Raw genomic sequence first — 25,113 nt, 5'->3', positions numbered from 1 at the left:
CGCACCGGTGTCGTCCGGCACGGACCGATAGATGTCATATCGATTGTAGGGGGAAGTGCGTGGGGGCAGCCGTTCGTTCTTGTCTGTTGGCGGCGTGCGTGGCGGCATTGCCTGCCGTTGCGCGCGCCGAATGGCAGGCCGTCGAGAAGGTGCGGACCTACGCGATTTCGGGAGAAACCGGTGCCGAACTCTATGCGTCGATCGGCGAGCGGGGGCCGAAGCTCGGCCCCGTTCGCGCGATCGCGCATACGGATTTCAAGCTGACCTGGACGCGGAAATACGAGCCGCAGGGCGATGCCTGCGTCCTCTCTACCGCTCGGCCCAAGCTTACGATCACCTATATGCTGCCGAAGCCCGCAAAAGCATTGCCGGCGGGTGTGCGGGAGAACTGGGAGACATTCATCGCCGGCGTGCACCAGCATGAGCGGGTGCATGGCGATTTCATCAAGGACATGGTGCGCCAGATCGAAAACACGTCAGTCGGGCTGACTGTGCCCGATGATCCGACGTGCCGCAAAATCAGGACCGAACTGACCAAGCGCCTCGGCGCGCTTTCTCTCGCCCAACGGCAGCGCAGCCGCGATTTCGACCGGGTCGAGATGAGCGACGGCGGCAATGTCCACCAGCTCATACTCAAGCTGGTGAACGGGCATTAAATCATTTTGTTGTTTCACGGAAACAGCGAAATGATCTAACTCTTTGAAACGACGCAATTCCGGACGGAAAACACGTTTTTCCGGGAATTGCTGAGGTCAACCGTACCGAACCAGGAATTCCTCGGCGCTCAGGTGGCGGAAATCGTCGAGCGCGCGGCGCAGCCGCGTGTGGTCCCAATCCCACCAGGCGAGCCGATCCATGCCTCGGCCGACCTCGGCGGTAAACCGCTCGCGGATGAGCTTTGCCGGAACGCCACCGACGATCGTATAGGGGGCGACGTCCTTGGATACAACGGCGCCGGCACCGATTACCGCACCGTTGCCGACGGTAACCCCCGGCAGGATCGTCGCGCCGTGGCCGATCCAGACGTCATGGCCGATCGTGACCCGGTTCTGCCGCCGCCAGGCGAAGAGATCGTGGTCCAGGTCGGCGTCCTCCCAATAGTTCGGCGCGCGATAGGTGAAATGGTGCAGCGTCGCGCGCCAGGTCGGATGGTTGGTGGCATTGATGCGCACAGCCGCAGCGATGTTGACGAACTTGCCGATCGTCGCGCACCAGATCGAGCCGTCCTGCATGATGTAGGAATAGTCGCCGAAGTCGACCTCGGCGAGACGCGAGCGCTCCTGGACCTCCGTGTAGCGGCCGAGCGTCGAATTCACGACGCTCGCGGTCGGGTGGATGAATGGTTCGATCCCGAGTTTCTCGCTCATGCCGCCTGCTTCCTTGGCGAGAATTCGGAGACGTCGATGATGCGGTCGGCGACCGCGTCACGCACTTCCTCGTCGTGGAAGATGCCGATCAGAGCGGTACCTTCCGCCTTCTTCTTGGCGATCATTTCGACGACGACGGTGCGGTTCTTCGCGTCGAGCGAAGCGGTCGGTTCGTCGAGCAGCAGGATCCTGTGGTCGGTGATGAAGCCGCGGGCAATGTTGACGCGCTGCTGCTCGCCGCCGGAGAAGGTGGCCGGCGGCAAGGCCCAGAGCTCCTTCGGCAGGTTGAGCCTCGCAAGCAGTTCCGCTGCCCGTTCCCGCGCCTCCGTGGCGGTAACGCCCCGCGCTTGCAGCGGCTCGGCGACGATGTCGAGGGCGGAGACGCGCGGCACGACGCGCAGGAATTGGCTGACATAGCCGAGCGTCGTGCGCCGCACCTCGAGCACCATGCGCGGCTCCGCCGTCGCAAGGTTCACCAATCGGCCGTCATGCTCCATCAGGATCTGGCCTTCGTCGACACCGTAATTGCCGTAGAGCATCTTGAGGATCGAGCTCTTGCCAACGCCCGAGGGGCCACCGAGCACGACGCATTCGCCGGCCTTCACCGAGAAGGAGACATTGGCGACCACCGGCAGGCGGACGCCGTCGCGCAAGTGCATGGTGAAGCTTTTGGCGACTTCTGAAACAACAAGGGGAGTAGCCATGACTTTTACTTTCCTTTGCGCATGATCTTTTCCGAAAGCCGGATTCCAATTTTCGGGATCATGCGTCAGACCTGCAGAATCGAGGAAACGAGAAGCTGGGTGTAGGGCTCGCGGGGATCGTCGAGCACGCGGTCCGTCAGGCCCTGCTCGATAACGGCGCCGTCCTTCATCACCATCATCCGGTGAGAGAGGAGCCGCGCCACGGCAAGGTCGTGGGTGACGATGATCGCGGCAAGCCCGAGGTCGTGGACGAGCCCGCGCACAAGGTCGAGCAGGCGGGCCTGCACCGACACGTCGAGGCCGCCGGTCGGCTCGTCCATGAAGACGAGGCGGGGGGAGGTGACGAGATTGCGGGCGATCTGCAGGCGCTGGCGCATGCCGCCGGAAAAGGCGCGCGGCTGGTCGTCGATCCGATCCTCATCGATTTCGACACGGTTGAGCCAGTCTTTTGCGGTCGCGCGGATGTTGCCGTAGTGACGGTCGCCGACGGCCATCAGCCGCTCGCCGACATTGGCGCCGGCAGATACCGTCATCCTGAGGCCATCGGCCGGGTTCTGATGCACGAAGCCCCAGTCGGTGCGCATCAGGAAGCGCCGCTCGGCCTCTCCCATGCGGGCGAGATCGCGGTACTGGCCGTCGCGCATATGGTATTCGACGATGCCGGAAGTCGGCATCAACCGGGTCGAGAGGCACGACAAAAGTGTCGTCTTGCCGGAACCGGATTCGCCGACGATCGCCAGCACCTCACCCGGATAGAGCTCGAACGAGACGTTTCGGCATCCGATGCGGCTGCCGTAGAACTTCGAGACGTCGTTGACTTTGAGAAGCGGAACGGCGCTCATTCTGCGGCCTCCTGGCTTTCTTGCGTTGGGCGGGCGAGCATGTGTCCGGCATGGCCATGTGCGCGCCGGTCTTCGCAATGGTCGGTATCCGAGCAGACGAACATGCGCCCGCCCTTGTCGTCGAGCACCACTTCGTCGAGATAGACGTTCTCTGCGCCGCAGAGCGCGCAGGGTTTGTCGAATTTCTGGATCTCGAAGGGATGATCCTCGAAATCGAGGCTGACGACCTCGGTATAAGGCGGCACCGCGTAGATGCGCTTCTCGCGGCCGGCGCCGAAGAGTTGCAGCGCCTCCGATTTGTGCATCTTCGGATTGTCGAATTTCGGCGTCGGCGAGGGATCCATCACATAACGCCCCTCGACCTTGACCGGATAGGCATAGGTTGTGGCGATATGGCCGTTGCGGGCAATATCCTCGTAGAGCTTCACATGCATGAGCCCATATTCCTCAAGCGCATGCATCTTGCGTGTCTCGGTCTCGCGCGGTTCGAGGAAGCGCAACGGCTCCGGGATCGGCACCTGATAGACGAGCGTCTGGCCTTCCTTCAGCATCTCCTCGGGAATGCGGTGGCGGGTCTGGATGATCGTCGCCTCCTTCGTCTTGGTGGTGACGGCGACATCGGCGACCTTCTGGAAGAAGGCGCGGATCGAGACAGCATTGGTCGTGTCGTCGGCGCCCTGGTCGATGACCTTGAGCACGTCGTCGGGCCCGAGGATCGAGGCGGTCACCTGTACGCCGCCGGTGCCCCAGCCATAGGGCATCGGCATTTCGCGCGAGGCAAACGGCACCTGGTAGCCGGGAATGGCGATCGCCTTCAGGATCGCCCGGCGGATCATCCGCTTCGTCTGCTCATCGAGATAGGCGAAATTGTAGGTGGCAAGGTCGTTCATTCGGCGGCCTCCTTCATGCCGTCCTCGCCGCCTGTGCGGGCGGCCTCGTATTCCCGGCGCATGCGCCGCACCAGATCGAGCTCCGCCTGGAAATCGACGTAGTGCGGCAGCTTCAGATGCTCGACGAAGCCGGTCGCCTGAACGTTGTCCGCATGCGAGATGACGAATTCCTGGTCCTGCGCCGGGGCGACGATGTCCTCGCTGAACTCGTCGGTGCGGAGCGCCCGGTCGACGAGCGACATCGACATCGCCTTGCGCTCGCCCTGGCCGAAGACGAGGCCATAGCCGCGTGTGAACTGTGGCGGCTGCTTGGCCGAGCCCTTGAACTGGTTGACCATCTGGCATTCGGTCACGCGGATGACGCCGAGAGAGACGGCGAAGCCAAGTTCCGGCAGGTCCAGTTCGACTTCGACCTCGCCGATCCGCACCTCGCCGACGAAGGGGTGGGTGCGGCCGTAGCCGCGCTGGGTGGAATAGGCGAGGGCCAGCAGAAAGCCTTCGTCGCCGCGGGCGAGCGCCTGCAGGCGAAGGTCGCGCGCCATCGGGAATTCCATCGGCTCGCGCGTGAGGTCGCCCATCACGTGGCCTTCCGGCATCCGGCCGTCGCCCTCGATGAGGCCTTCGCCATCGAGAATGTCGGAAACGCGCATGACATGCTCGCCGGGCTCTTTCACAGCCGGCTCTGCGACCGCCTCGTCCGCGATCAGCGAAGGATCGAGCAGGCGGTGGGTGTAGTCGAAGGTGGGGCCAAGGAGCTGGCCGCCCGGCAGGTCCTTGTAGGTTGCCGAGACGCGGCGCTCGACCTTCATGTTCGCCGTGTCGACCGGCTCGGAATAGCCGAAGCGCGGCAGGGTCGTTCGGTAGGCGCGCAGGATGAAGATCGCCTCGATCATGTCGCCGCGCGCCTGGCGCACGGCAAGGGCCGCAAGCGAGCGGTCGTAAAGCGAGGCCTCGGCCATCACTCGGTCGACGGCGAGTCCGAGCTGTTCGACGACCTGCTCGATGGTGATCGAGGGCAGCGAACGGTCGCCGCGGCGGCGATCGGCGAGCAGGCGATGGGCATTGGCAATGGCGGCTTCCCCGCCCTTGACGGCTACATACATGATTATGCCTCCCTGGCGGAGAGTTTGGTCGTGCGCGGCAGGCAGAGCACCGCATCGCCCGCCGTCAGGATGAGATCGATACCGCGCGGGAAGATCGCCCTGTTGTCAGTCCAGAAATCGAGGAAGGGATCAGGAAGGCCTTGCGGCGCGACGATGGTTTCGTCCTTGATTCCCGGGCCTTTTGCGATGAGCTTCGAGCCTCCGGTCAGCGCTTCCACTTCGATCACCAGCGTCGTCGACCGGTCGGGATATTCCTGCGTGCCGAGCGCGAACTGATCGAAACTCGGCACGGCGCCGCCCTTCTCGATGAACGCGAAGCGGGCATCGTCCTTCGTTTCGGTCACCGGCGCACCGGTGTGGAAGGCGATCCATTGCGGCACGGCGGACTTTGTGAGTGCCAAGGAAAGCCACACGGGCGTATCGTGGTCACAGAGCGTCAGCGCGACGGCGCCGCTTGCCTTGCCGAGGGGCAAAGGCGGCGAGGCAGTTGCCGCGAGGCTGGTGATCGTGCCTGGACGAGCAAAGCCATCCATCAGGGTGCGAAATACGGACTGCGCCTGAAACACCGGGTCGGCGAAGGCGCCGGCATAGATTTGCGATTGTGCGGCCATCAGTCGTCCCCCCGGACCATGGTGAAGAAGTCGACGCGGGTCGCGGCGGTCTCTTCCGCCTTGCGACGATCTTCGGCATCGATGCGGGTGGCGATCAGCCGGTGCAGGGCTTCGACCGCGGGACGGTGCCTTTCGGTCTGGAAGAGCGCATCGAAGATCGCGGCAAAGCGGGCGCGGTCCTTGTCGGTGCCGAGCATCTGGCCATGGCCGATCTCGCCGCTGGCGAGCCTGACAGTAGCGCGTGACACGGTTGCCTCGCCGAGATTGAAGGCGTCGCCTCCGCCGCCGATCCGGCCCCGCACCATGACGAGACCCGTTTCCGGGCCGCGGACCGGCGCGACGTCCGGCCTGTCGGCGATTGCCTCCCAGGCCGCGGAAAATTCTGCGAGCGTGGCGCGGGCGAGAAGCCGCATGCCTTCTCGGCGTCGTGCGGCGGCCTCCGGCAGCGCCTGTTCTTGGATTGCGTCCATCGTTCACTCCAAAATGTCTATTGATCTAGACAACCATACATCTTATACCTTTCCTTAACCTCCGCAAATGACAGGCTTGTGACATTGGACGGAAAAGTTGGGCCGGAGAAACTGGTAGAGAGACGGGGACGAAGAGAAATGGCGTTGAAGAAAATCGTCGAACGGCAGACCGGCGTGGCGCTCTGGCGGCAGATCGCCGACCGCATCCGGCTTTCGATCAGCAACGGCGATTATGACACGACAGGCATGGTGCCGCCGGAAACGGCGCTGGCGCAGGAATTCGGCGTCAACCGACATACGGTACGCAGCGCGCTAGCCGCGCTTGCGGAGGAGGGGCTTGTCCGCGCCGTGCAGGGGCGAGGCACCATGATCGAGCGCAAGGATCGCGTCAGCTATCCGATCTCGCGGCGCACCCGTTTCTCGCAGGGGCTCGGCCGGCAGGTGAAGGAGATCGCCACCCGGCTGCTTGGCCATGCGGAAGTGCCGGCAAGCGGCGAGATCGCGGCGGCCCTGGCTGTTTCCCCCGGCTCCCTCCTCATAGAACTCAGGACGGTGAGCAGCGGCGACGGCCGGCCACTCTCAACCTCGGTCAGCTACTACCCCGCCGAGCGCTTTCCGAGGATGGCCGAGGAATATTCCCGTCTCGGCTCCGTTACCAAGGCTTTTGCCGCGCATGGACTCGACGACTATGTTCGCGTTTCGACGGAACTCGTCGCGCGGCATGCCGATGCAGGCGAGCTTTCGTTGTTGAAGCTGTCGCCCGGCGCGATCGTGATGGAAGCACTATCGGTGAACGCCGATCTCGATGGCAAGCCGGTCGAATATTCACGCACACGCTTTGCCGCCGACCGGATGAAGCTGAGGATTGAGACGTAGGCCGGAGGGGATGATTTCCGGGTTGAGCCGGCGGTGCTGCCCGTATGCGCCCCTCATCCGGCCTGCCGGCCACCTTCTCCCCGCAAGCGGGGCGAAGGAGACTCGCTGCGACGTTCTGCCCCCAAAGTCCCCTCTCCCCCCGTGCGAAAGAGGGTTAGGGTGAGGGGCAACGTCGAGAGTCGATGCGACCAGATCATCGGGAACGATCCTGCATCAACACAATCCGGATCGTCTGGCCGGCGGTCAGCTTCTCCTTCCGCCGAACGTCCGCCTTCACGGGCAGTAGAAATGAGCCGGAGGCCTTGTCGGGAAAGATCGACGTTGTCCATTCGGTTTTGCCCGTACGTGCGATCACCGCTTCGCTGCCGCAACCGCGCTTTCCTGGTTCGGCCAGAAACTTGATCTGCAAGGCGACGCCCCTTGGCAGCGTGACAAAGTGCCAACCGCCCCTTCCCGGATAGAGCCAAAGCTCCGCATCGAACTCGAATGCTTCCATCTGTTGCCTCGCCTGCTTCGTCGCCCGAATAAGGCGATGATGCCGCATTTCCGACGCGTTTTTGCCGCATCTACTAAGCTGCTTTGATGCGTGTCGTTTCCCAAAGCCGCTGCACACTTTTTGGGCGACATGCATTAAGCTTTCCATCAGGATCCACGCATTGTCTTCTCTGGGGGAGAAACGAAATGGCGACGTGGCGACCCGATCCTTCCTTCTATCCATCACCGCGCATGGCGGCAAAGGCCCCAAAGGAAACCATCGCCTATGTGGCGGCCTTCGATCCGGATCGACAGCGACCGGATGCGATCGCGGTGGTCGATGTCGATCCGACCTCCGCGAGCTATTCTCAGATCGTCGGGCAGGTCGATATGCCGAACGTCGGCGACGAGTTGCATCATTTCGGTTGGAATGCCTGCTCATCCTGCCTTTGCCCCAATGCGCCGCACCCGCATGTCGAGCGCCGCTATCTGGTCGTGCCCGGGCTGAGGTCGTCGCGGCTTCATATCATCGACACCAAGCCGGATCCTAAAAATCCGCGTATCATCCGCGTGATCGATCCGGCGGAAATTGCCGAGAAGGCAAACTACTCCCGACTGCACACGATCCATTGCGGACCGGAGGGCATTTATGTGAACGCGCTCGCCGACCGAGACGGCAACGCCCCTGGTGGCATCTTCCTCATCGACCACGACAGCTTCGACGTCCTCGGGCAATGGGAGATGGATCGCGGACCGCAGAAGCTCGCCTATGATTTCTGGTGGCATCTCGGTCACGACACGATGATCACCAGCGAGTGGGGTACGCCGGAGACATTTGAAAACGGCCTTGTCCCGGAGGTGCTGCTCGGCTCGAAATACGGCCGCAGGCTGCATTTCTGGGATCTCAACAAGCGCAAGCACGTGCAGGAGATCGATCTCGGCGAAGAGCACCAACTCGTCTTCGAATTGCGTCCCGCCCATGACCCGACCAAGGCCTATGGCTTCGTCGGCTGCGTCATCAGTCTCAAAGACCTCTCCGCCTCGATCTGGACCTGGTATCGCGACGGCAATCAATGGGCCGTGAAGAAAGTCATCGAGATTCCAGCCGAGCCCGCCGACCCGGACCTCCTGCCGCCGGTGCTCAAGGGCTTCAAGGCGGTCGCACCGCTCGTGACCGACATCGACCTCTCGATGGACGACCGGTTCCTCTACGTTTCCTGCTGGGGCACCGGCGATATGATCCAATACGACGTTTCCGATCCGCTCGCGCCGAAGGAGACCGGCCGGGTCAGGATCGGCGGGATCGTTTCCCGCGCGACACATCCGAAAGCGTCGAACGGCGCGCTCAATGGCGGGCCGCAGATGGTGGAAATCAGCCGCGACGGCAAGCGCGTCTATTTCACCAACTCGCTCTACGGCGCGATCGACCCGCAATTCTATCCGGACGGTATCGACGGGTGGATGGTGAAACTGGATGTCGGTGACAACGGCGGAATTTCCTTCGACGAGAACTTCTTCGTCAATTGGCCAAAGGGCCATCGTCCCCATCAGGTTCGGCTGGAAGGCGGCGACTGCTCCTCCGACTCCTATTGCTATCCCTGAGGAGTGCGGGGCTGTGCGGCCGCACCGGGGCAAATGACGGACCTCTGGCCGTGGCTTTCTCTCGCCGGCCTCGGTGCCTTCCATGGCATCAACCCGGCAATGGGTTGGCTCTTTGCCGTGGCGCTGGGGCTTCATCGACAAAGCTCTCGGATCGTCTGGCTGTCGCTTCTGCCGATCGCCGCCGGGCATGCCGCCGCCATCGCGGTGGTGCTGGCGGTTTTTGTAGCCTTCGGCACGGTCGTCGACCTGCGGAGCCTCAAGCTTTTCGCAGCCGCGCTCATTCTTGGCCTCGCCGGCTACTATGCTTTCTACGGGCACCGCCACCGGGTCCGGGTCGGCATGCGGACGGGAATGGCCGGGCTCGCCCTCTGGTCCTTCCTGATGGCGACGGGGCATGGCGCGGGGCTGATGCTGATGCCTGCAGTGCTGGGCCTCTGCCTCGCGGACCCATCAACCACCATCCCTCTCGGCAGTTCCCTGCCGATCTCGGTGGCGGCCGTCGCACTCCATACCGCAGCGACGCTCGCGGTCACAGCGGCGGTAGCCTTCGCCATCGTTGAATGGCTCGGTCTTGGAGTCCTGCGTACCGCGTGGATCAACTTCGACCTCATCTGGACGCTGGCGCTGGTCGCGACCGGCGTCATCCTCGTCGTCGTTTGAGATCCCGCACCACCGCTCAAATGTTCCGTCGTTTGCCCTCGATCAGGTCGAGCACCGCGCGTGCGGCGTCGAGCACATGTGTGCCGGGGCCGAAGACGGCGGCAACGCCGTTGTCCATCAGGTATTGATAGTCCTGTCGCGGAATAACGCCGCCGCAAACGACGATGATATCCTTGCCGCCGCGCTTCTGCAGCGCCTCGGCCAGTTGCGGCATCAGCGTCTTATGCCCAGCGGCAAGCGAGGAGACGCCGACGACGGTAACCTCTTCGGCAAGCGCCAGGTCGGCGGCTTCGTCCGGCGTCTGGAACAGCGGCCCGGCGACCACATTGAAGCCGATGTCGCCGAAGGCCGAAGCGATCACCTTGGCGCCGCGGTCGTGCCCGTCCTGGCCGAGCTTGGCGACCATGATCTTCGGCTTGTGGCCAAGCCGCTTGGTGACGTCGCTGAGCCGCCCGGCGAGCACGCCGAGTTCGGGGTCGCTTTCATAGGCCTTGCCGTAGATGTCGGTGACGACTTCGGGGACGGCCGTGTAGTCACCGAAGGCCTGGCGCATCGCATCAGAGATCTCGCCGACCGTGGCGCGCGCCCGCGCGGCTTCGATCGCGGCGCCAAGCAGATTGCCCTTGCGGCTTCGCGCCACCTCGGCAAGAGCTTCGAGCGTTTCCTTGACCTTTTGCGAGTCGCGGCGGCGTTTGGTCTCCTCGATCCGCTTGATCTGGGCCGTGCGCACGGCGGCATTGTCGATCTGGAGGATGTCGATCGGGTGCTCGTTTTCGAGCCGGTATTTGTTGACGCCGACGATCACCTCCTCGCCGCGGTCGACCGCCACTTGGCGGCGTGTCGCCGCCTCCTCGATCAGCCGCTTCGGCAGGCCGGCATTGACGGCCTTGGTCATGCCGCCGAGCCCTTCCACCTCCTCGATCAGCGCCCAGGCCTTTTCCGCTAGCTCGTTGGTCAGGCTCTCGACGTAGTAGGAACCTGCGAGCGGATCGACGACCTTCGTCACGCCGGTCTCGTGCTGCAGTATCAGTTGCGTGTTGCGGGCGATGCGGGCAGAAAAGTCCGTCGGCAGTGCGATCGCCTCGTCGAAGGAATTGGTGTGCAGCGACTGCGTGCCGCCGAGCGCCGCCGACATCGCCTCGAAGGCGGTGCGGATGATGTTGTTGTAGGGATCCTGCTCGGCCAGCGAGACGCCGGAGGTCTGACAGTGGGTCCTCAGCATCAGCGAGGACGCCTTCTTCGGCTCGAACTCCTTCATGACCCGCGTCCAGAGGAGCCGCGCCGCGCGAAGCTTCGCCGCTTCCATGAAGAAGTTCATGCCGATTGCGAAGAAGAAGGAGAGGCGGCCGGCGAAGTCATCGACATCGAGGCCCTTGGCGAGCGCCGCCCGCACATATTCGCGCCCGTCGGCAAGGGTGAAGGCAAGCTCCTGCACCAGCGTCGCGCCCGCCTCCTGCATATGGTAGCCGGAGATCGAGATCGAATTGAACTTCGGCATCTCCTTCGCCGTGTATTCGATGATGTCTGCGACGATCCGCATCGAGGGTTCCGGCGGGTAAATGTAGGTGTTGCGGACCATGAACTCCTTCAGGATGTCATTCTGGATCGTGCCCGACAGATCGGCACGCGCAACGCCCTGCTCCTCGCCGGCGACGATGAAGGAAGCGAGAATCGGGATCACCGCGCCGTTCATGGTCATGGAGACCGACATCTGATCGAGCGGAATACCGTCGAAGAGGATCTTCATGTCCTCGACCGAGTCGATCGCCACGCCCGCCTTGCCGACATCGCCCTCGACGCGCGGATGGTCGCTGTCATAGCCGCGGTGGGTCGCAAGATCGAAGGCGACCGACAGACCCTTCTGGCCGGCGGCGAGGTTCCTGCGGTAGAAGGCGTTCGAGGCTTCCGCCGTCGAGAAGCCGGCATATTGCCGGATCGTCCAGGGCCTGCCCGCATACATGGTAGCGCGGGGGCCGCGCACGAAGGGCTCGAAACCGGGCAGCGCGTCGAGGTGGCCAATGCCGGCGAGGTCGTCGCGCGTATAGAGCGGCTTGACGTCGATGCCCTCCGGCGTGTGCCAGGTGAGGCTTTCGGGCGAGGCTTTCAGCTCGCGTTCCGCGAGGCCTTCCCAGTCCTTGATCGTCTTCTCGGTCATTGGCCGCTCCATTCAAAGCGCATGGGCTTGCGGGGCCCCCCTCTGCCAGGCAGAGGCGCCGTCCTGCCCCACTCCTACCCTATGCAACGAGGTTACTGTTGTCGAAGAGAGGGAGTGCGGAGCCTGCGTCTTGCCGATCTCCCCCCTTGTGGGGGAGATGCCCGGCAGGGCAGAGGGGGGTATCAACGCTCCCTCGGGGAGTTCCGCCGCCATCACTCGAACTCCATGATCAGCTCGTCCACCGCGAGGCTGGCGCCGGCGACGATCGCCACGCGTTTGACCGTCGCGCGCTTCTCGGCCCGGAGGATGTTTTCCATCTTCATCGCCTCGACCACGGCGACCGCCTGTCCGGCCTCGACCGTGTCGCCCTCCTTGACCGCGATCAAGGTCACGACTCCCGGCATCGGGCAGAGCAGCATCTTCGACGTGTCCGGCGGCAGCTTCTTCGGCATCAGCCGCGCGAGCTCGGCAACGCGCGGGGTCCTGACGCGAGCGATCACGTCGATGCCGCGCCAGCGCAGCCGGATCCCGGTGCCGACGAGATCGACCTTCACGCTCATCGGCTGATTGTCGATGTTGAAGGTGGCGAGCGTACGGCCGGGCGTCCAATCGGTTGCGACCGTAACGGCTCTCTCGTCGGCAAACCGAACAAAGGCGCCATCGGCCGAGTTGCCGGCGGTCACGCGAAAGTCGCGGTCGCCGACGCTTGCTACCCAGTCGTGACCGACGACGCGGCGGTGGTTGCCGATCGTGCCCGAGATCTGGCTCGCGCGTTCCTGCAGCGCCTGGTTGATTGTCACTGCGACGGCCGCGAGCTTGCGGGCGTCCACCTCGTCCGGCACAACGCCCTGGAAGCCTTCGGCGAATTCCTCGGCGATGTAGGCGGTGGTGAGACGCCCTTCGCGGAAACGCTGCTGCTGCATGACCGCGGAGAGGAAGGGCAGGTTGTGCCCGATGCCCTCGACCTCGAACTCGTCGAGTGCGCTCGCCATTGCCTCGACGGCCGTGGCGCGATCCGGCCCCCATGTGCAGAGCTTGGCGATCATCGGATCGTAATACATCGAGATCTCGCCGCCCTCGAAGACGCCGGTGTCGTTGCGAATGACGGTGCCGTCGTCCTGCCTGCCTTCCTGAGGGGGACGGTAGCGCGTTAGTCGGCCGATCGAGGGCAGGAAGTTGCGGTAGGGGTCTTCCGCGTAGAGCCGGCTTTCGATCGCCCAGCCATTGAGCTTCACGTCCTCCTGGCCGAAGGAGAGCTTTTCGCCGGCGGCGACGCGGATCATCTGCTCGACCAGGTCGAGCCCGGTGATGAGTTCGGTCACCGGGTGCTCCACCTGCAGACGCGTATTCATCTCGAGGAAGTAGAAGTTGCGCTCGCCGTCCACGATGAATTCGACCGTACCGGCGGAGTGGTAGCCGACGGCTTTGGCGAGCGCGACCGCCTGCTCACCCATGGCGCGCCGCGTCTTGTCGTCGAGGAACGGAGACGGCGCCTCTTCGATGACCTTCTGGTTGCGGCGCTGGATCGAGCATTCGCGCTCGCCGAGATAGAGTGTGTTGCCATGCTTGTCGCCAACCACCTGGATTTCGATGTGGCGGGGATCGGTCACGAATTTTTCGATGAAGATGCGGTCGTCGCCGAACGAGCTTTTCGCCTCGTTCTTCGACGACTGGAAGCCTTCGCGCGCCTCGATGTCGTTCCAGGCGATGCGCATGCCCTTGCCGCCGCCGCCGGCCGACGCCTTGATCATCACCGGATAGCCGATGGCAGAGGCGATCCGCACGGCTTCCTCGGCTTCCTCGATAAGCCCCATATGGCCGGGAACGGTTGAGACATCCGCTTCGGCGGCGATCTTCTTCGAGGTGATCTTGTCGCCCATCGCCTTTATCGCACCGACCGGCGGCCCGATGAAGGCGACGCCTTCTTTCTCCAGCGCTTCGGCAAAGGCGGCGTTTTCGGAGAGGAAGCCGTAACCCGGATGCACGGCATCGGCACCGGTCTTGCGGATCGCGTCGAGGATCTTGTCGATGACGATGTAGGACTGGCTGGAGGGCGAGGCGCCGATATGCACCGCTTCGTCCGCCATGCGCACATGCATGGCATCGCGATCGGCATCGGAATAGACGGCGACAGTGGCGATGCCGAGCCTCCTGGCGGTGCGGATGACGCGGCAGGCGATTTCACCACGATTGGCGATGAGGATTTTCTTGAACATGCGTTTCTCTCTCAAATCCTTTCTGTCGCGTCAGCGCCTGAACTTTCGCCGGTAGGGTAGAAGCGCGATGGAGGAGGCCGCAACCGCGCCGCCGAAGAGGAAGGCGAAGGGGGCAACCACCATGGCCGCCGCAAGCAGCGGGTTTGCCGAGCGCGCGATATGGGTGCCGACCGCGCCGATATTCAGCCAGATCAGCGCGCCCGCGCTCGCGGCGCCAACGAGCACGCCGTAAAGGGCGTTCGTCGCCAGATAGCGCAGCATCTGCGAGTGATCGCTGCGCGCTGCCTCAGGCGTCATAACGGGGCCCGGCTCCGATTTCATGGCGTGCCTCGCTTAGAGCGGAATCGTGTCGTGCTTGCGCCAGCGTGTTTCCACCTGCTTGTTGCGGAGCGACGCGAAAGCGCGCGCGATGCGGCGGCGCGACGAGTGCGGCATGATCACCTCGTCGATGAAGCCGCGTTCGGCGGCGACGAAGGGATTGGCGAAGCGCTCCTCGTATTCCTTCGTGCGGGCGGCGATCTTTTCCGGATCGCCGAGCTCGGAGCGGTAGAGGATTTCGGTCGCACCCTTGGCGCCCATGACGGCGATTTCCGCCGTCGGCCAGGCATAATTGACGTCGGCGCCGATGTGTTTCGAAGCCATGACGTCATAGGCACCGCCATAGGCCTTGCGGGTGATAAGGGTCACCATCGGTACCGTCGCCTGGCTATAGGCAAAGAGCAGCTTGGCGCCATGCTTGATGACCCCGCCATATTCCTGGCTCGTGCCCGGCAGGAAGCCCGGGACGTCGACGAGCGTCAGGATCGGGATCGAGAACGCGTCGCAGAAGCGGACGAAGCGGGCGGCCTTGCGGGAGGAATCGATGTCGAGGCAGCCGGCGAGCACCATCGGCTGGTTGGCGACGACGCCGACAGTCTGACCCTCGAGGCGTATGAAGCCCGTGACAATATTGCGGGCAAAGCTCGCCTGAAGCTCGAAGAAGTCGCCTTCGTCGGCAAGCGCCAATATCAATTCCTTCATGTCGTAGGGCTTGGCAGCACTATCGGGGATCAGGCTGTCGAGACGCATCTCGACGCGCGCCGGGTCGTCGTGGAAGGGCCGGACCGGCGGCTTTTCGCGGTTGTTGAGCGGCAGGAAGTCGAAGAGCAGGCGCACATGTTCCAGCGCCTCGACGTCGTTCTCATAGGCGCCGTCGGCGACCGAGGATTTCGTCGTATGGGTGCGGGCGCCACCCAGCTCTTCCGCGGTGACGATCTCGTTCGTCACCGTCTTCACCACATCCGGTCCGGTCACGAACATGTAGGAACTGTCGCGCACCATGAAGATGAAGTCGGTCATCGCCGGCGAATAGACCGCGCCACCGGCACACGGCCCCATGATTACCGAGATCTGCGGAATGACGCCCGAGACTTCCGCATTGCGGCGGAAGACTTCCGCATAACCGGCGAGCGAGGCCACGCCCTCCTGGATGCGGGCACCGCCGGAATCGTTGAGGCCGATCACGGGCGCGCCGTTCTTCGCTGCCATGTCCATGATCTTGCAGATCTTCTCCGCATGGGTCTCGGAGAGCGAGCCGCCGAGCACGGTGAAATCCTGGGAAAAGACATAGACCTGGCGGCCGTTGATCGTGCCCCAGCCGGTGACGACGCCATCGCCGGCAATCTTCTGCTCGGCCATGCCGAAATCGACGCAGCGATGCGTGACATACATGTCGTATTCTTCGAAGGAATCTTCGTCGAGCAGCACATCGATGCGCTCGCGCGCAGTCAGCTTGCCCTTGCCGTGCTGCGCGTCGACGCGGCGCTCGCCGCCGCCGGCGCGTGCCTGTGCGCGGCGGGCCTCCACCTGTTCCAGTATGGCGCGCATGTGTCTCCTCCCGAAAGTCTTTCTCGCCGAGCTTTTGCTCGATTGTGCAGAGGCGATTGAGGCTTCGCAATAGCGTCGAAGGTCGGGTGGTAAAACGCCCGATCATGTGCGAATGTGGAATATAGAAAATCGTGAAATGCAAATTGCAAAGTTGCGAACATGGCGATCGGCAAACTCTATATCGGCCGAAAGGTCCGCGACCTCAGGGAAGCAAACCGGGCGACGCAAGGGCAGTTCGCCGAGCGCATCGGGATCTCCACGAGCTATCTGAACCAGATCGAAAATAATCAGCGGCCGGTCTCGGCGGCGGTGCTGCTGGCACTTGCGGAGAAGTTTCAGATCGACATCGCGGAACTCTCGACAGGGGAGGGCGACCGGCTCCTGTCGGCCCTGTCGGAGGCGCTGAACGATCCGTTGTTCGAAACCTATTCGCCGAGTTTGCAGGAGTTGAAGCTCGTCGCCCAGAACGCCCCTGGCCTCGCGCATGCGCTGATCACCTGCCATCAGGCCTATCGCCGCAACAGCGAACAGCTTGCCAGCATCGACGACACGATCGGCCGCGGCGCCTCCTTCGTCGAGACGACGCCTTACGAGGAGGTACGCGACTTCTTCCACTTCGTCGACAACTACATTCATGAGATCGACACGCTCGCCGAAACGCTCGCCGCCGAACTCGGTCTCGGGGAGGGGGACAATCACACGGCGCTCGCGGCGCACCTCGAGCAGCGCCATGGCGTGCGCGTCGTGCGCGGCGTCGCGGGCGACGAGGCGATCCGCCGCTTCGATCCGCGTGCCCGCATCCTGACGCTGAACCCATACGCGCCGGCGCCCACGCGTGATTTTCAACTGGCGCTGCAGATCGCCCAGTTCCATGCTCGCGAGGAGATCGACCGGATCGTCGGAAGTGCAGGCTTCCGCACCGAGGAGGCCTACGAAATCTGCCGGCTCGGCCTACAGAACTATTTCGCCGGGGCCCTGATCCTGCCGTACCAGCATTTCCTCAAGGCGGCGCGCGAATTGCGGCACGACATCGAGTTGCTTGCTGCCCGGTTCGGAGCTTCGCTGGAGCAGGTCTGCCATCGGCTCTCGACCCTGCAGCGCCCCGGGCAGAAGGGGATCCCGATCTTCTTTGCGCGGATCGACCGGGCCGGCAACATCACCAAGCGCCACAGCGCCGCCAAGCTGCAATTCGCCCGCTTCGGCGCGGCCTGTCCGCTCTGGAACGTACATCAGGCTTTCGAGACGCCGGGGCGGATCATTCGCCAGCTCGCCGAAACGCCGGATGGCGTGCGCTATCTCTGCCTCGCCACCCAGATCACCAAGGGCGGCGGCGGTTACCGTGCCAACCATCCGCGCTACGCGCTCGCGCTCGGCTGCGAGATCTCCTATGCCGACGCCTTCGTTTATGCCGACGACATGGACCTCGGCAACCGCACTGCTTTCGATCCGATCGGCATCTCCTGCCGCATCTGCGAGCGCACCAAATGCGCCAGCCGCGCCGTGCCGCCGCTGAAACGCAAGCTGATCGTCGACCATGACATGCGCGGCTCTCTGCCGTATCGTCTAAGCGAGAGTTGAATCCTTCCCTCTGTTCGTTTTTGAACAGAGTCTGTGAGAAGTTGCGTCTGTGCCTGTGCGAAATTTGGTGTAACTACAGCGCCGCGCGTCTTCTCAGACGCGCAAAGGTCGCTGTAGCACTTTGAGTGCTGCATGTTTTTATCGATAAATCGCCTTCGATTTATGGAAACATGCAGTGCGCCACATCGTCAGTATGCGGGTCAGGGAGGGCATGCATATGGATTTTCGCCTGTCGGAGGAACAGGAGGCCATCCGCGCGATGGCGCTCGATTTTGCCCGGGACGAACTCTCGCCCAATGCCATCGACTGGGACCAGCAGAAGCACTTTCCGATCGACAAGCTTCGCGCTGCGGCGGCGCTCGGGATGGCCGGCATCTATGTCCGTGATGACGTCGGCGGCACGGGGCTCACGCGTCTCGACGCGGCGATGATCATCGAGGCGCTGGCGACGGGCTGCCCGGCAGTCGCGTCCTTCGTCTCGATCCACAACATGTGCGCCGGCATGATCGACCGCTATGGCACCGACGAACAGCGGCAGCGGCTGTTGCCACAGCTCCTCACCATGGAGACGCTGGCGAGCTATTGCCTGACCGAACCCGGCTCCGGCTCGGACGCGGCGGCGCTAAAGACCAAGGCGGTGCGCGAGGGTGATAGCTATGTGCTGACCGGCCAGAAGCAGTTCATCTCCGGTGCCGGCGAGTCCGGCCTTTATATCGTCATGGCGCGTACCGGCGACGAGGGCCCGAAGGGCATTTCGGCGTTTGTCGTCGACAAGGAAGCGCCCGGTCTGAGCTTCGGCGTCAACGAGAAGAAGATGGGCTGGCATGCCCAGCCGACCCGCGCCGTGATGCTTGACAATGTCCGCGTTCCGGCTGCAAACCGGCTGGGAGCGGAGGGCGAGGGTTTCCGGATCGCCATGGCCGGGCTCGACGGCGGCCGGCTGAACATCGCCGCCGCCTCTCTCGGTGGCGCGCAGGCTGCTTTCGACAAGGCGCTTGCCTATGTCCAGGAGCGGCGCGCCTTTGGAAAGGCGATCGGCGAATTCCAGGCGCTGCAGTTCCGCTTGGCCGACATGGCGACCGATCTCGAGATTGCCCGCACCTTCCTCTGGCGGGCGGCTGCCGCGCTCGACGCCGGAGATCCGGAAGCGACCAAGCTCTGCGCCATGGCCAAGCGCTTCGTCACCGATCGCTGCTTTGCGGTCGCCGATGACGCGCTGCAGCTCCACGGCGGCTACGGCTATCTCGCCGATTACGGCGTCGAGAAGATTGTCCGCGACCTGCGCGTGCACCAGATACTCGAAGGCACCAACGAGATTATGCGGCTGATCGTCGCCCGCGCGATCATGGGACGGAAGTAGGAAGGATATTTCATGGAGATGCAGACCGCTCAACCGGAAGTCATCGTCGAGCGCCACGGCGCGATCGGCAGGCTCCGGCTCAACCGGCCGCGTGCGCTGAACAGCCTCAACCTGCCGATGATCCGCATGATCGACGCGGCGCTAACCGATTTCGAGGGCGACCCGGCGGTCGCCGCGGTGCTTGTCAGCGGCGAAGGCGAGCGTGGGCTTTGCGCCGGCGGCGACATCCGCATGATCTACGAGAGCGGTCGCGAGCGGCCGGAGGAAGGCGCGCAATTCTGGCGCGAGGAATTCGTGGTCAACAGCCGAATTTCGGCCTATTCCAAGCCCTATATTGCTATCATGGATGGCATCGTCATGGGCGGCGGTGTCGGTGTTTCCGCCCACGGCAGCCATCGTATCGTCACGGAGAGGACGCGGCTTGCCATGCCGGAGACGGGAATCGGCTATTTCACCGATGTCGGCGCGACCTGGCTCCTGCCGCACGCGCCCGGCGAATTCGGCACCTATATCGGGCTCACCGGACGCGACATCGGCGCGGCGAACGCGATCCACGCGCGCCTTGCCGACAGTTTTGTTCCGACGGACAGGCTCGGCGACCTGATCACCGCGCTCGCAACGCTTCCTGCTTCGGCGAAGGCGGATGATATTTCCGCCGCGATCCGCAGCGTTTCCGGCGAGCCGCCCGCGTCACCGTTGCACGACCATTTTGCGCTGATCGACCGCTGCTTTGCCTTCGACACGGTTGAAGAAATTCTGGACGCGCTCGGACGCGACGGCTCGGATTTTGCGCTCGAGACCTTGCAAATGCTGCGGACGCGCTCCGCGATCAGCCTGAAATTGACGCTCTCGCTGTTGCGGGCGGGGCGCGCGAGCGCCTCGCTCAACGAGTGCCTCGAGCGGGAATATGCCGCCACAATCGGCATGCTCTCCAATCCGGATTTCTACGAAGGTGTGCGGGCTGCGGTGATCGACAAGGATCGCAATCCGAAATGGTCGGTCGGGCTCTCGGAGGTGACGCCACAGGTGCTCGCGCGGTTCGAGACGCACGACGGTGCGCCGCTCTTCGGGTGAAGACAGCCATCAGACGAAAACACGCAGGTGCAGGAGGAGAGGCACATGACGAAGATCGCCTTTATCGGGCTTGGCAACATGGGCGGCCCGATGGCCGCCAATCTGGTGAAGGCGGGCCACGCCGTCACCGGCTTCGACCTGTCGGAAGCGTCTCGCAATGCCGCGGCGAAGACCGGCGTTTCCGTCGCTGGCTCGATCGCGCAAGCCGTGCGCGAGGCGCAATGTGTCATCACCATGCTGCCGGCAAGCACGCATGTCCTCTATGTCTGGGACGAACTGCTCGGTTTCGTCGATCCGGGTACGCTCATCATTGACAGCTCCACGATCGATGTCGAAAGCGCGCGAAAGGTGCATGACTTCGCCGACAAGGCCGGCTGCCCCTCGCTCGACGCGCCGGTTTCCGGCGGCACGGCGGGAGCCGCGGCCGGCACGCTGACCTTCATGGTCGGCGGCAGCGACGGCGCCTTTTCCCGCGGCAAGCACATCCTCGAGTCGATGGGCAAGAAGATCGTCCATTGCGGCGATGTCGGCGCCGGCCAGGCGGCGAAGATCTGCAACAACATGATTCTCGGCATCTCGATGGCGGGTGTTTGCGAGGCTTTCGTGCTTGCCGAGCGGCTGGGGCTATCACACCAGGCGCTCTTCGACGTCGCCTCCACTTCGTCTGGCCAATGCTGGTCGCTGACGACCTATTGCCCGGTTCCAGGCCCGGTTCCGACGTCGCCCGCAAACAACGACTACAAGCCCGGCTTCACCGCAAGCCTGATGCTGAAGGACCTGAAGTTGTCGCAGCAGGCCGCAAGCGCCAGCGGCGCTGCGACCCCGATGGGGGCACAAGCGGCGCAGCTCTACAGCCTGTTCGAAAAGCTCGGCCACGGCGGCGAGGATTTTTCTGCCCTGATCCGCCTGCTGCGCGGCAACGAGGAGGCGACGGCGGGATAGGGGACGGGTTGATAACCCCCTCTGCCCGGCAGGGCATCTCCCCCAAAAAGGGGGGGATCGGCCAGTAGCAAAGCCCTGCCCGACAGTGAACTCGAAAATGCCGTAGCCACAAAGTTTGGCAGTGGAGTAAAAGGCAATTGCTTGAACGAGAGGTTGCCGCTTGCCGTTCTCCCGCTTGTGGGGGAGATGCCCGGCAGGGCAGAGGGGGGGGTGCCTCCTTGTGGAAAACTCGGATATGCGCCGCAACGGCCCGATCAGAACCGGCTCCCGCTTTGATCGGCCCATCACATCTGCACCGTCATGCCGCCATCGACGGTGAGCGTGATGCCGTTGACGAAGCTTGCGGCTGGCGAGGCGAGGAAGACGGCGGCCGGGGCGATTTCTTCCGGTCGTCCCCAGCGTTTCAGCGGGATGCGAACATCGACGAAGGCCTTGAGCGCTGGGTCGGCGGCGAGATGTGCGTTGGTCTCGGTCGCAAACCAGCCAGGCGCAATGGCGTTGACGGTCAGGTTGTCGGCGCCGAGTTCGACGGCGAGCGACCGCGTCAGCGCGGAAAGCCCGCCCTTGGCCGCCGTGTAGGCCGGATCTCCGGAGCGTGCGGCGAAGGCGGCGATCGAGGTGACGAAGATGAGCCGGCCGGCGGTGGACTGCGTAAGATAAGGCAATGCCGCCTTCGCCATGGCGTAAGCTGCCGTGAGATCGGTATTGAGGAGCGCTGCGAACTCGTACGGCTCCATCGCCTCCGTGCTGCGGCGATCCCGCTCGCCGACGGCATGGATCAGGATGTCGAGCGCCCCGGTCTTTGCGGTGGCATCGACGAGAATGGCGTCGACATCCCGCGTAATGTCGCCCGGCGCCACCGCGACGGTGATGCCGTCATCGGCAAGCCTGGTCCTCGTCTCCTCGAGGCGATCGAGATTGCGGCCGTTGATCACGGTCCAGGCGCCGGCCCGTGCAAGAGCCTTCGCCATTTCAAGGCCGAGCCCACGCCCGCCGCCAGTCACCAGTGCGGTCTTGCCGTTGAGATCAAACATGGCTTCCTCGTTCGTCGCTACTGCATGTTTCGTTAGATCGTCGCCGATGTAAGGATAAAAACATGCAGCAATTCAAAGTTCTACAGCGCCGCGCGTCTTTTAAGACGCGCGGCGCTGTAGGTCGTTCGCAGAGATTTACCGCAACGTCAGCCATGGGCAAGCGTCGGTGATGCCGCCGGAAATGAAAAAGCCGGCCACCGCGCAAGCGGCAACCGGCGTTTTAAATCACGATAACTTTAGGTCGAATCGACCTAGAGTCATAAACGTGATCGATTCTAATAAGTTAGAGCGGGATGCGGGCGGAAAACCGCTCACACTTTTCCTCAACCCGCTCTAAGTCGCAGCCTGCCGGCTGGTCACTTCATCGTATAGACGTCGATAGTGAAGTACTTGTCGTTGATTTTCTGATAGGTGCCGTCGGCGCGGATTTCTTCGAGCGCCTTGTTGAGCTTCTCGCGCAGGTCGTTGTCCTCCTGCCGCACCGCGATGCCGACGCCGTCGCCGACGAACTTCTTGTCGGTGATCGGCTCGCCGATGAGTTCGCAGCAGCCCTTGCCGTCTTCGTTCTTGGTGACCCAATCGAGCATCGGCAGCATGTCGCCGACCTGCAGGTCGAGACGGCCGTTGACCATGTCGAGATTTGCCTCGTCCTGGGTCGGATAGAGTTTGATCTCCGCGTCCGGATAGACTGCGGCAATATAGTCGGCCTGGGTCGTGCCGGACTGGGCGCCGATCACCTTGCCCTTGAACGCCTCATTGCTGAACTCGGTGAGTCCTGCGCCCTTCGGGGCCACATGGGTCATTGCAGCAAGATAATAGGGGTTGGTGAACGCCACCTGCTTCTTGCGTTCCTCGGTGATGAACATCGAGGCGATGATCATGTCGTATTTCTTGGCGAGCAGGCCCGGAATGATGCCGTCCCAATCCTGGGCGACGACCTCGCATTCGACCTTCATGCGCTCACAAAGCGCAAGGCCGATCTCGACGTCGAAGCCGCCGACCTTTCCGGTGGAATCGACGAAATTGAAGGGCGGATAAGCGCCCTCGGTGCCGATCTTCAGTTTCTCTGCTGCCTGCGCCGTCGAAGAGAGCAGTCCGGCGCAGACGAGCGCCAATGTCAGAATCCGGTTTCTCATTGTTGGTTCCCCTTGGAATTTGTCCCTTTGCCAGGGCTTCGGTCGAACTCTATGGGCATACGCTGCATAAGCGAAATAGATAGACGCGATAATCGGTATTATTTCAATTTATCAGATATTCCGCGAAGCAAAGGAGCAGGCTGATCAGCGCCCACCGGCAGTTGCCTGCGGTTTTTTCGTGCCGGGGCGGCGGAAACGGCTTTACATCGGCGACGCTGTTTGATTTGTCAATCGCAGTGATTTTTCGATGGCTTGGGAGAAGCAGGATGAAGCTGTTGCGTTATGGACCCGAAGGGGCCGAGAAGCCGGGCGTGCTTGACGGTGCGGGCAGGATTCGCGATCTCTCCGGCGTCATCGCCGACGTCGGCGGCGCCGCGATCGTGGATTTTGGCTGGGCGAGCGGGCTCGACCTCGAAAGCCTGCCGGTGGTGGAGGGTACGCCACGGCTTGGCGCCTGCGTTGCCGGCACCGGCAAGTTCGTCTGTATCGGCCTCAACTATGCCGATCATGCCGCAGAATCCGGTCTGGAGGTTCCGCCCGAGCCGGTCATATTCATGAAGGCGACCTCGGCGATCGTCGGTCCGAACGACAATGTGATCATTCCGCGCGGCTCCGTTGCCACCGACTGGGAAGTCGAACTCGGCGTGGTTATCGGCAAGACCGCGAAGTACGTGTCCGAAGCCGAAGCGCTCGATCACGTCGCCGGCTATTGCGTTGTCAACGACGTCTCTGAGCGCGACTTCCAGGCGAGGCGCTCCGGCCAGTGGACCAAAGGCAAATCCTGCGATTCCTTCGGCCCCATCGGTCCATGGCTGGTAACCCGTGATGAGATCGGCAATCCGCAAAACCTGAAGATGTGGCTGACCGTCAATGGCGAGACGAAGCAGAACGGCACGAGCGAAACCATGGTTTATGGCGTCGCCTATCTCGTGAGCTACCTCTCGCAGTTCATGACGCTGCATCCGGGCGACGTCATTTCGACCGGCACCCCTCCCGGCGTCGGCATGGGCTTCAAGCCGCCGCAGTATCTGAAGGCCGGCGACGTGATCGAACTTGGCATCGAAGGGCTCGGCACGCAGAAGCAGAAGGTTGTTGCGGACGACTGAACCAGATCGCGGAGCGCCTCCGAGACCGTAAGAGGCGCTCCGACGGCTTAGCCCTTCAGCCGCCCCTGCCGCTTGAGCTGCTGTTCGCGGAAGAAGATGAAGAGGCCGGAGGCGACGATGAGGCCGGCGCCGAGGACCATCGACAGGCGTGGCGCGTCGCCGAAGATCAGCCAGCCGAAGACGATCGCCCAGAAGAGCAGCGTGTATTGCAACGGTGCGACCGTCGCGGTTTCGGCGAGCTTCAACGCCCTGTTGACGAGCACGTGCGCGAGCATGGCGACGACTCCAAGCAGGCCCAGCAGCGCCGTGTCGAGCGAGTTCAACGGTGTCCAGTCCAGGGGCGCCCAGACGAGGCCTGCGACCGCCGCCCCGACGATCTGCCAAAAGGCCAGTATCGTATCCGGGGTACCGCGCAGCGAACGACCGGAAACCATCATGAAGGCGAAGAACATGCTGCCGAGGATGGAGATCAGCGCCGGCAGGGTGAAGGCCTCGGAGGAGGGCTCGAGCGCAATCACGACGCCGACGAAGCCGATGGCGATCGCGGTCCAGCGCCGCCAGCCCACGTGTTCCTTGAGGACCAGCGGCGAGACCGCCGCGACGTAGATCGGTGCCGCCAGCCAATAGGTCATGACGTCTGCAAGCGGCAGATAGACCACGGCGAAATAAAAGGCGATGACCTCCGCCGTCGAGGCGACGACGCGCGCAAGCTGAAGCCATGGCCGTTCGACTGCGACAAGCTTTCGCAATCCGCCGGCCCAGAGGAAGGGCGCAAGCAGGACGGCGGCGGCAAGACTGCGGATCAGCACCACCTGGCCGACCGAATAGGTCGCGACCAGCCATTTGCCCATGACGTCGTTCAGCGAGAACATCAGCATGCCGAGAAGCATGAACAGGACGCCGGTGCGGGCGGTGCCGGAGGCGTGGGAAAGGGAGGAGGGAGTAGCAGCGTCTGCAGTCATGACTCGGGCCTTCGTCTTGGGACCCTGCCATTGGCACATTCCCGCGGCGCAATCCATGCTCCCTTTCTGATCAATTCATCAGCAA

The 25,113-nt window shown here is 63.3% G+C and carries 24 protein-coding genes; 9 read left to right on the top strand and 15 right to left on the bottom strand.

Annotated elements, in window-relative coordinates:
* Positions 1-59: 59 nt before the first annotated feature.
* Positions 60-656 carry a DUF922 domain-containing Zn-dependent protease gene (locus QA637_RS27440; protein WP_283065926.1) on the top strand — a complete coding sequence of 199 codons (597 nt, stop codon included), beginning with the start codon at positions 60-62 and terminating at the stop codon, positions 654-656.
* A 96-nt stretch (positions 657-752) separates the two neighbouring features.
* Here QA637_RS27440 and QA637_RS27435 read toward each other — a convergent pair whose 3' ends face one another.
* The 7 genes from QA637_RS27435 to phnG form a co-directional block, all read right to left on the bottom strand.
* Entirely contained in the window at positions 753-1,367 is a 615-nt protein-coding gene (locus QA637_RS27435; RefSeq protein ID WP_283065924.1) for a DapH/DapD/GlmU-related protein, read from the bottom strand.
* Positions 1,364-2,071 carry a phosphonate C-P lyase system protein PhnL gene (gene phnL, locus QA637_RS27430; protein ID WP_283065922.1) on the bottom strand — a complete coding sequence of 236 codons (708 nt, stop codon included), beginning with the start codon at positions 2,069-2,071 and terminating at the stop codon, positions 1,364-1,366. Before phnL ends, QA637_RS27435 begins: the two co-directional genes overlap by 4 nt.
* A gap of 65 nt (positions 2,072-2,136) precedes the next feature.
* Complete coding sequence (gene phnK, locus QA637_RS27425) at positions 2,137-2,913, bottom strand: phosphonate C-P lyase system protein PhnK (RefSeq protein ID WP_283065920.1); 777 nt, start codon at positions 2,911-2,913, stop codon at positions 2,137-2,139.
* On the bottom strand, positions 2,910-3,803 hold the full coding sequence (locus tag QA637_RS27420) for an alpha-D-ribose 1-methylphosphonate 5-phosphate C-P-lyase PhnJ (RefSeq protein WP_283065918.1): 894 nt from the start codon (positions 3,801-3,803) through the stop codon (positions 2,910-2,912). Before QA637_RS27420 ends, phnK begins: the two co-directional genes overlap by 4 nt.
* Positions 3,800-4,906, bottom strand: a complete 1,107-nt coding sequence (locus QA637_RS27415) for a carbon-phosphorus lyase complex subunit (RefSeq protein ID WP_153440333.1) — start codon at positions 4,904-4,906, stop codon at positions 3,800-3,802. The genes QA637_RS27420 and QA637_RS27415 overlap by 4 nt, the downstream gene beginning before the upstream one ends.
* Positions 4,907-4,908: 2 nt before the next feature.
* Entirely contained in the window at positions 4,909-5,517 is a 609-nt protein-coding gene (phnH, locus tag QA637_RS27410) for a phosphonate C-P lyase system protein PhnH (protein ID WP_283065916.1), read from the bottom strand.
* The gene (phnG, locus tag QA637_RS27405) at positions 5,517-5,987 is read right to left on the bottom strand and encodes a phosphonate C-P lyase system protein PhnG (protein ID WP_283065914.1); all 471 of its coding nucleotides are present in this window, start codon (positions 5,985-5,987) and stop codon (positions 5,517-5,519) included. The genes phnH and phnG overlap by 1 nt, the downstream gene beginning before the upstream one ends.
* A 138-nt stretch (positions 5,988-6,125) precedes the next feature.
* Here phnG and phnF point away from each other — a divergent pair, with 138 nt between their 5' ends.
* Positions 6,126-6,863 (top strand): phosphonate metabolism transcriptional regulator PhnF, encoded by a 738-nt coding sequence (gene phnF, locus QA637_RS27400; RefSeq protein ID WP_283065912.1) that lies wholly within the window; start codon positions 6,126-6,128, stop codon positions 6,861-6,863.
* Positions 6,864-7,056: 193 nt separating this feature from the next.
* Here phnF and QA637_RS27395 read toward each other — a convergent pair whose 3' ends face one another.
* Positions 7,057-7,494 carry a DUF1905 domain-containing protein gene (locus QA637_RS27395; protein WP_283065910.1) on the bottom strand — a complete coding sequence of 146 codons (438 nt, stop codon included), beginning with the start codon at positions 7,492-7,494 and terminating at the stop codon, positions 7,057-7,059.
* 50 nt (positions 7,495-7,544) lie between these two features.
* On the opposite strand from QA637_RS27395, the gene QA637_RS27390 reads away from it, so the two are divergent.
* Both QA637_RS27390 and QA637_RS27385 read left to right on the top strand, forming a co-directional pair.
* Positions 7,545-8,939 (top strand): selenium-binding family protein, encoded by a 1,395-nt coding sequence (locus QA637_RS27390; protein ID WP_153440327.1) that lies wholly within the window; start codon positions 7,545-7,547, stop codon positions 8,937-8,939.
* Between the two features lie 33 nt (positions 8,940-8,972).
* On the top strand, positions 8,973-9,599 hold the full coding sequence (locus QA637_RS27385; protein WP_283065908.1) for a hypothetical protein: 627 nt from the start codon (positions 8,973-8,975) through the stop codon (positions 9,597-9,599).
* A 16-nt stretch (positions 9,600-9,615) separates the two neighbouring features.
* Here the strand turns inward: QA637_RS27385 and scpA are convergent, their stop codons facing one another.
* The 4 genes from scpA to QA637_RS27365 all read right to left on the bottom strand — a co-directional run bounded on the left by scpA (position 9,616) and on the right by QA637_RS27365 (position 15,836).
* Positions 9,616-11,754 carry a methylmalonyl-CoA mutase gene (gene scpA / locus QA637_RS27380; RefSeq protein ID WP_283065906.1) on the bottom strand — a complete coding sequence of 713 codons (2,139 nt, stop codon included), beginning with the start codon at positions 11,752-11,754 and terminating at the stop codon, positions 9,616-9,618.
* A 212-nt stretch (positions 11,755-11,966) separates the two neighbouring features.
* Complete coding sequence (locus tag QA637_RS27375) at positions 11,967-13,970, bottom strand: acetyl-CoA carboxylase biotin carboxylase subunit (protein ID WP_283065904.1); 2,004 nt, start codon at positions 13,968-13,970, stop codon at positions 11,967-11,969.
* Between the two features lie 30 nt (positions 13,971-14,000).
* On the bottom strand, positions 14,001-14,291 hold the full coding sequence (locus QA637_RS27370; protein WP_283065903.1) for a hypothetical protein: 291 nt from the start codon (positions 14,289-14,291) through the stop codon (positions 14,001-14,003).
* 12 nt (positions 14,292-14,303) lie between these two features.
* Positions 14,304-15,836 (bottom strand): acyl-CoA carboxylase subunit beta, encoded by a 1,533-nt coding sequence (locus QA637_RS27365; RefSeq protein WP_153440322.1) that lies wholly within the window; start codon positions 15,834-15,836, stop codon positions 14,304-14,306.
* Positions 15,837-15,995: 159 nt separating this feature from the next.
* On the opposite strand from QA637_RS27365, the gene QA637_RS27360 reads away from it, so the two are divergent.
* The 4 genes from QA637_RS27360 (at position 15,996) to mmsB (ending at position 20,790) form a co-directional block, all read left to right on the top strand.
* A complete protein-coding gene (locus QA637_RS27360; protein WP_153440321.1) occupies positions 15,996-17,414 on the top strand; it encodes a helix-turn-helix domain-containing protein in 1,419 nt (472 codons plus the stop codon).
* Between the two features lie 217 nt (positions 17,415-17,631).
* Positions 17,632-18,774, top strand: coding sequence for an isobutyryl-CoA dehydrogenase (locus QA637_RS27355; RefSeq protein ID WP_283065902.1), 1,143 nt, complete (start codon positions 17,632-17,634; stop codon positions 18,772-18,774).
* 12 nt (positions 18,775-18,786) lie between these two features.
* The gene (locus QA637_RS27350; protein ID WP_283065900.1) at positions 18,787-19,848 is read left to right on the top strand and encodes an enoyl-CoA hydratase/isomerase family protein; all 1,062 of its coding nucleotides are present in this window, start codon (positions 18,787-18,789) and stop codon (positions 19,846-19,848) included.
* 45 nt (positions 19,849-19,893) lie between these two features.
* Entirely contained in the window at positions 19,894-20,790 is an 897-nt protein-coding gene (gene mmsB, locus QA637_RS27345; RefSeq protein ID WP_283065898.1) for a 3-hydroxyisobutyrate dehydrogenase, read from the top strand.
* 284 nt (positions 20,791-21,074) lie between these two features.
* Here mmsB and QA637_RS27340 read toward each other — a convergent pair whose 3' ends face one another.
* On the bottom strand, positions 21,075-21,824 hold the full coding sequence (locus tag QA637_RS27340; protein WP_283065896.1) for an SDR family oxidoreductase: 750 nt from the start codon (positions 21,822-21,824) through the stop codon (positions 21,075-21,077).
* Positions 21,825-22,180: 356 nt separating this feature from the next.
* Positions 22,181-22,960, bottom strand: coding sequence for an ABC transporter substrate-binding protein (locus tag QA637_RS27335; RefSeq protein WP_153440316.1), 780 nt, complete (start codon positions 22,958-22,960; stop codon positions 22,181-22,183).
* Between the two features lie 266 nt (positions 22,961-23,226).
* On the opposite strand from QA637_RS27335, the gene QA637_RS27330 reads away from it, so the two are divergent.
* On the top strand, positions 23,227-24,066 hold the full coding sequence (locus tag QA637_RS27330; RefSeq protein WP_283065895.1) for a fumarylacetoacetate hydrolase family protein: 840 nt from the start codon (positions 23,227-23,229) through the stop codon (positions 24,064-24,066).
* Between the two features lie 47 nt (positions 24,067-24,113).
* Here the strand turns inward: QA637_RS27330 and QA637_RS27325 are convergent, their stop codons facing one another.
* The gene (locus QA637_RS27325) at positions 24,114-25,028 is read right to left on the bottom strand and encodes a DMT family transporter (protein WP_153440314.1); all 915 of its coding nucleotides are present in this window, start codon (positions 25,026-25,028) and stop codon (positions 24,114-24,116) included.
* Positions 25,029-25,113 lie beyond the last annotated feature (85 nt).

This window comes from Sinorhizobium terangae, assembly GCF_029714365.1.
In the GTDB taxonomy this organism is placed as follows: Bacteria; Pseudomonadota; Alphaproteobacteria; order Rhizobiales; family Rhizobiaceae; genus Sinorhizobium; species Sinorhizobium terangae.
This window is presented reverse-complemented; position numbering and strand designations above follow the sequence as displayed.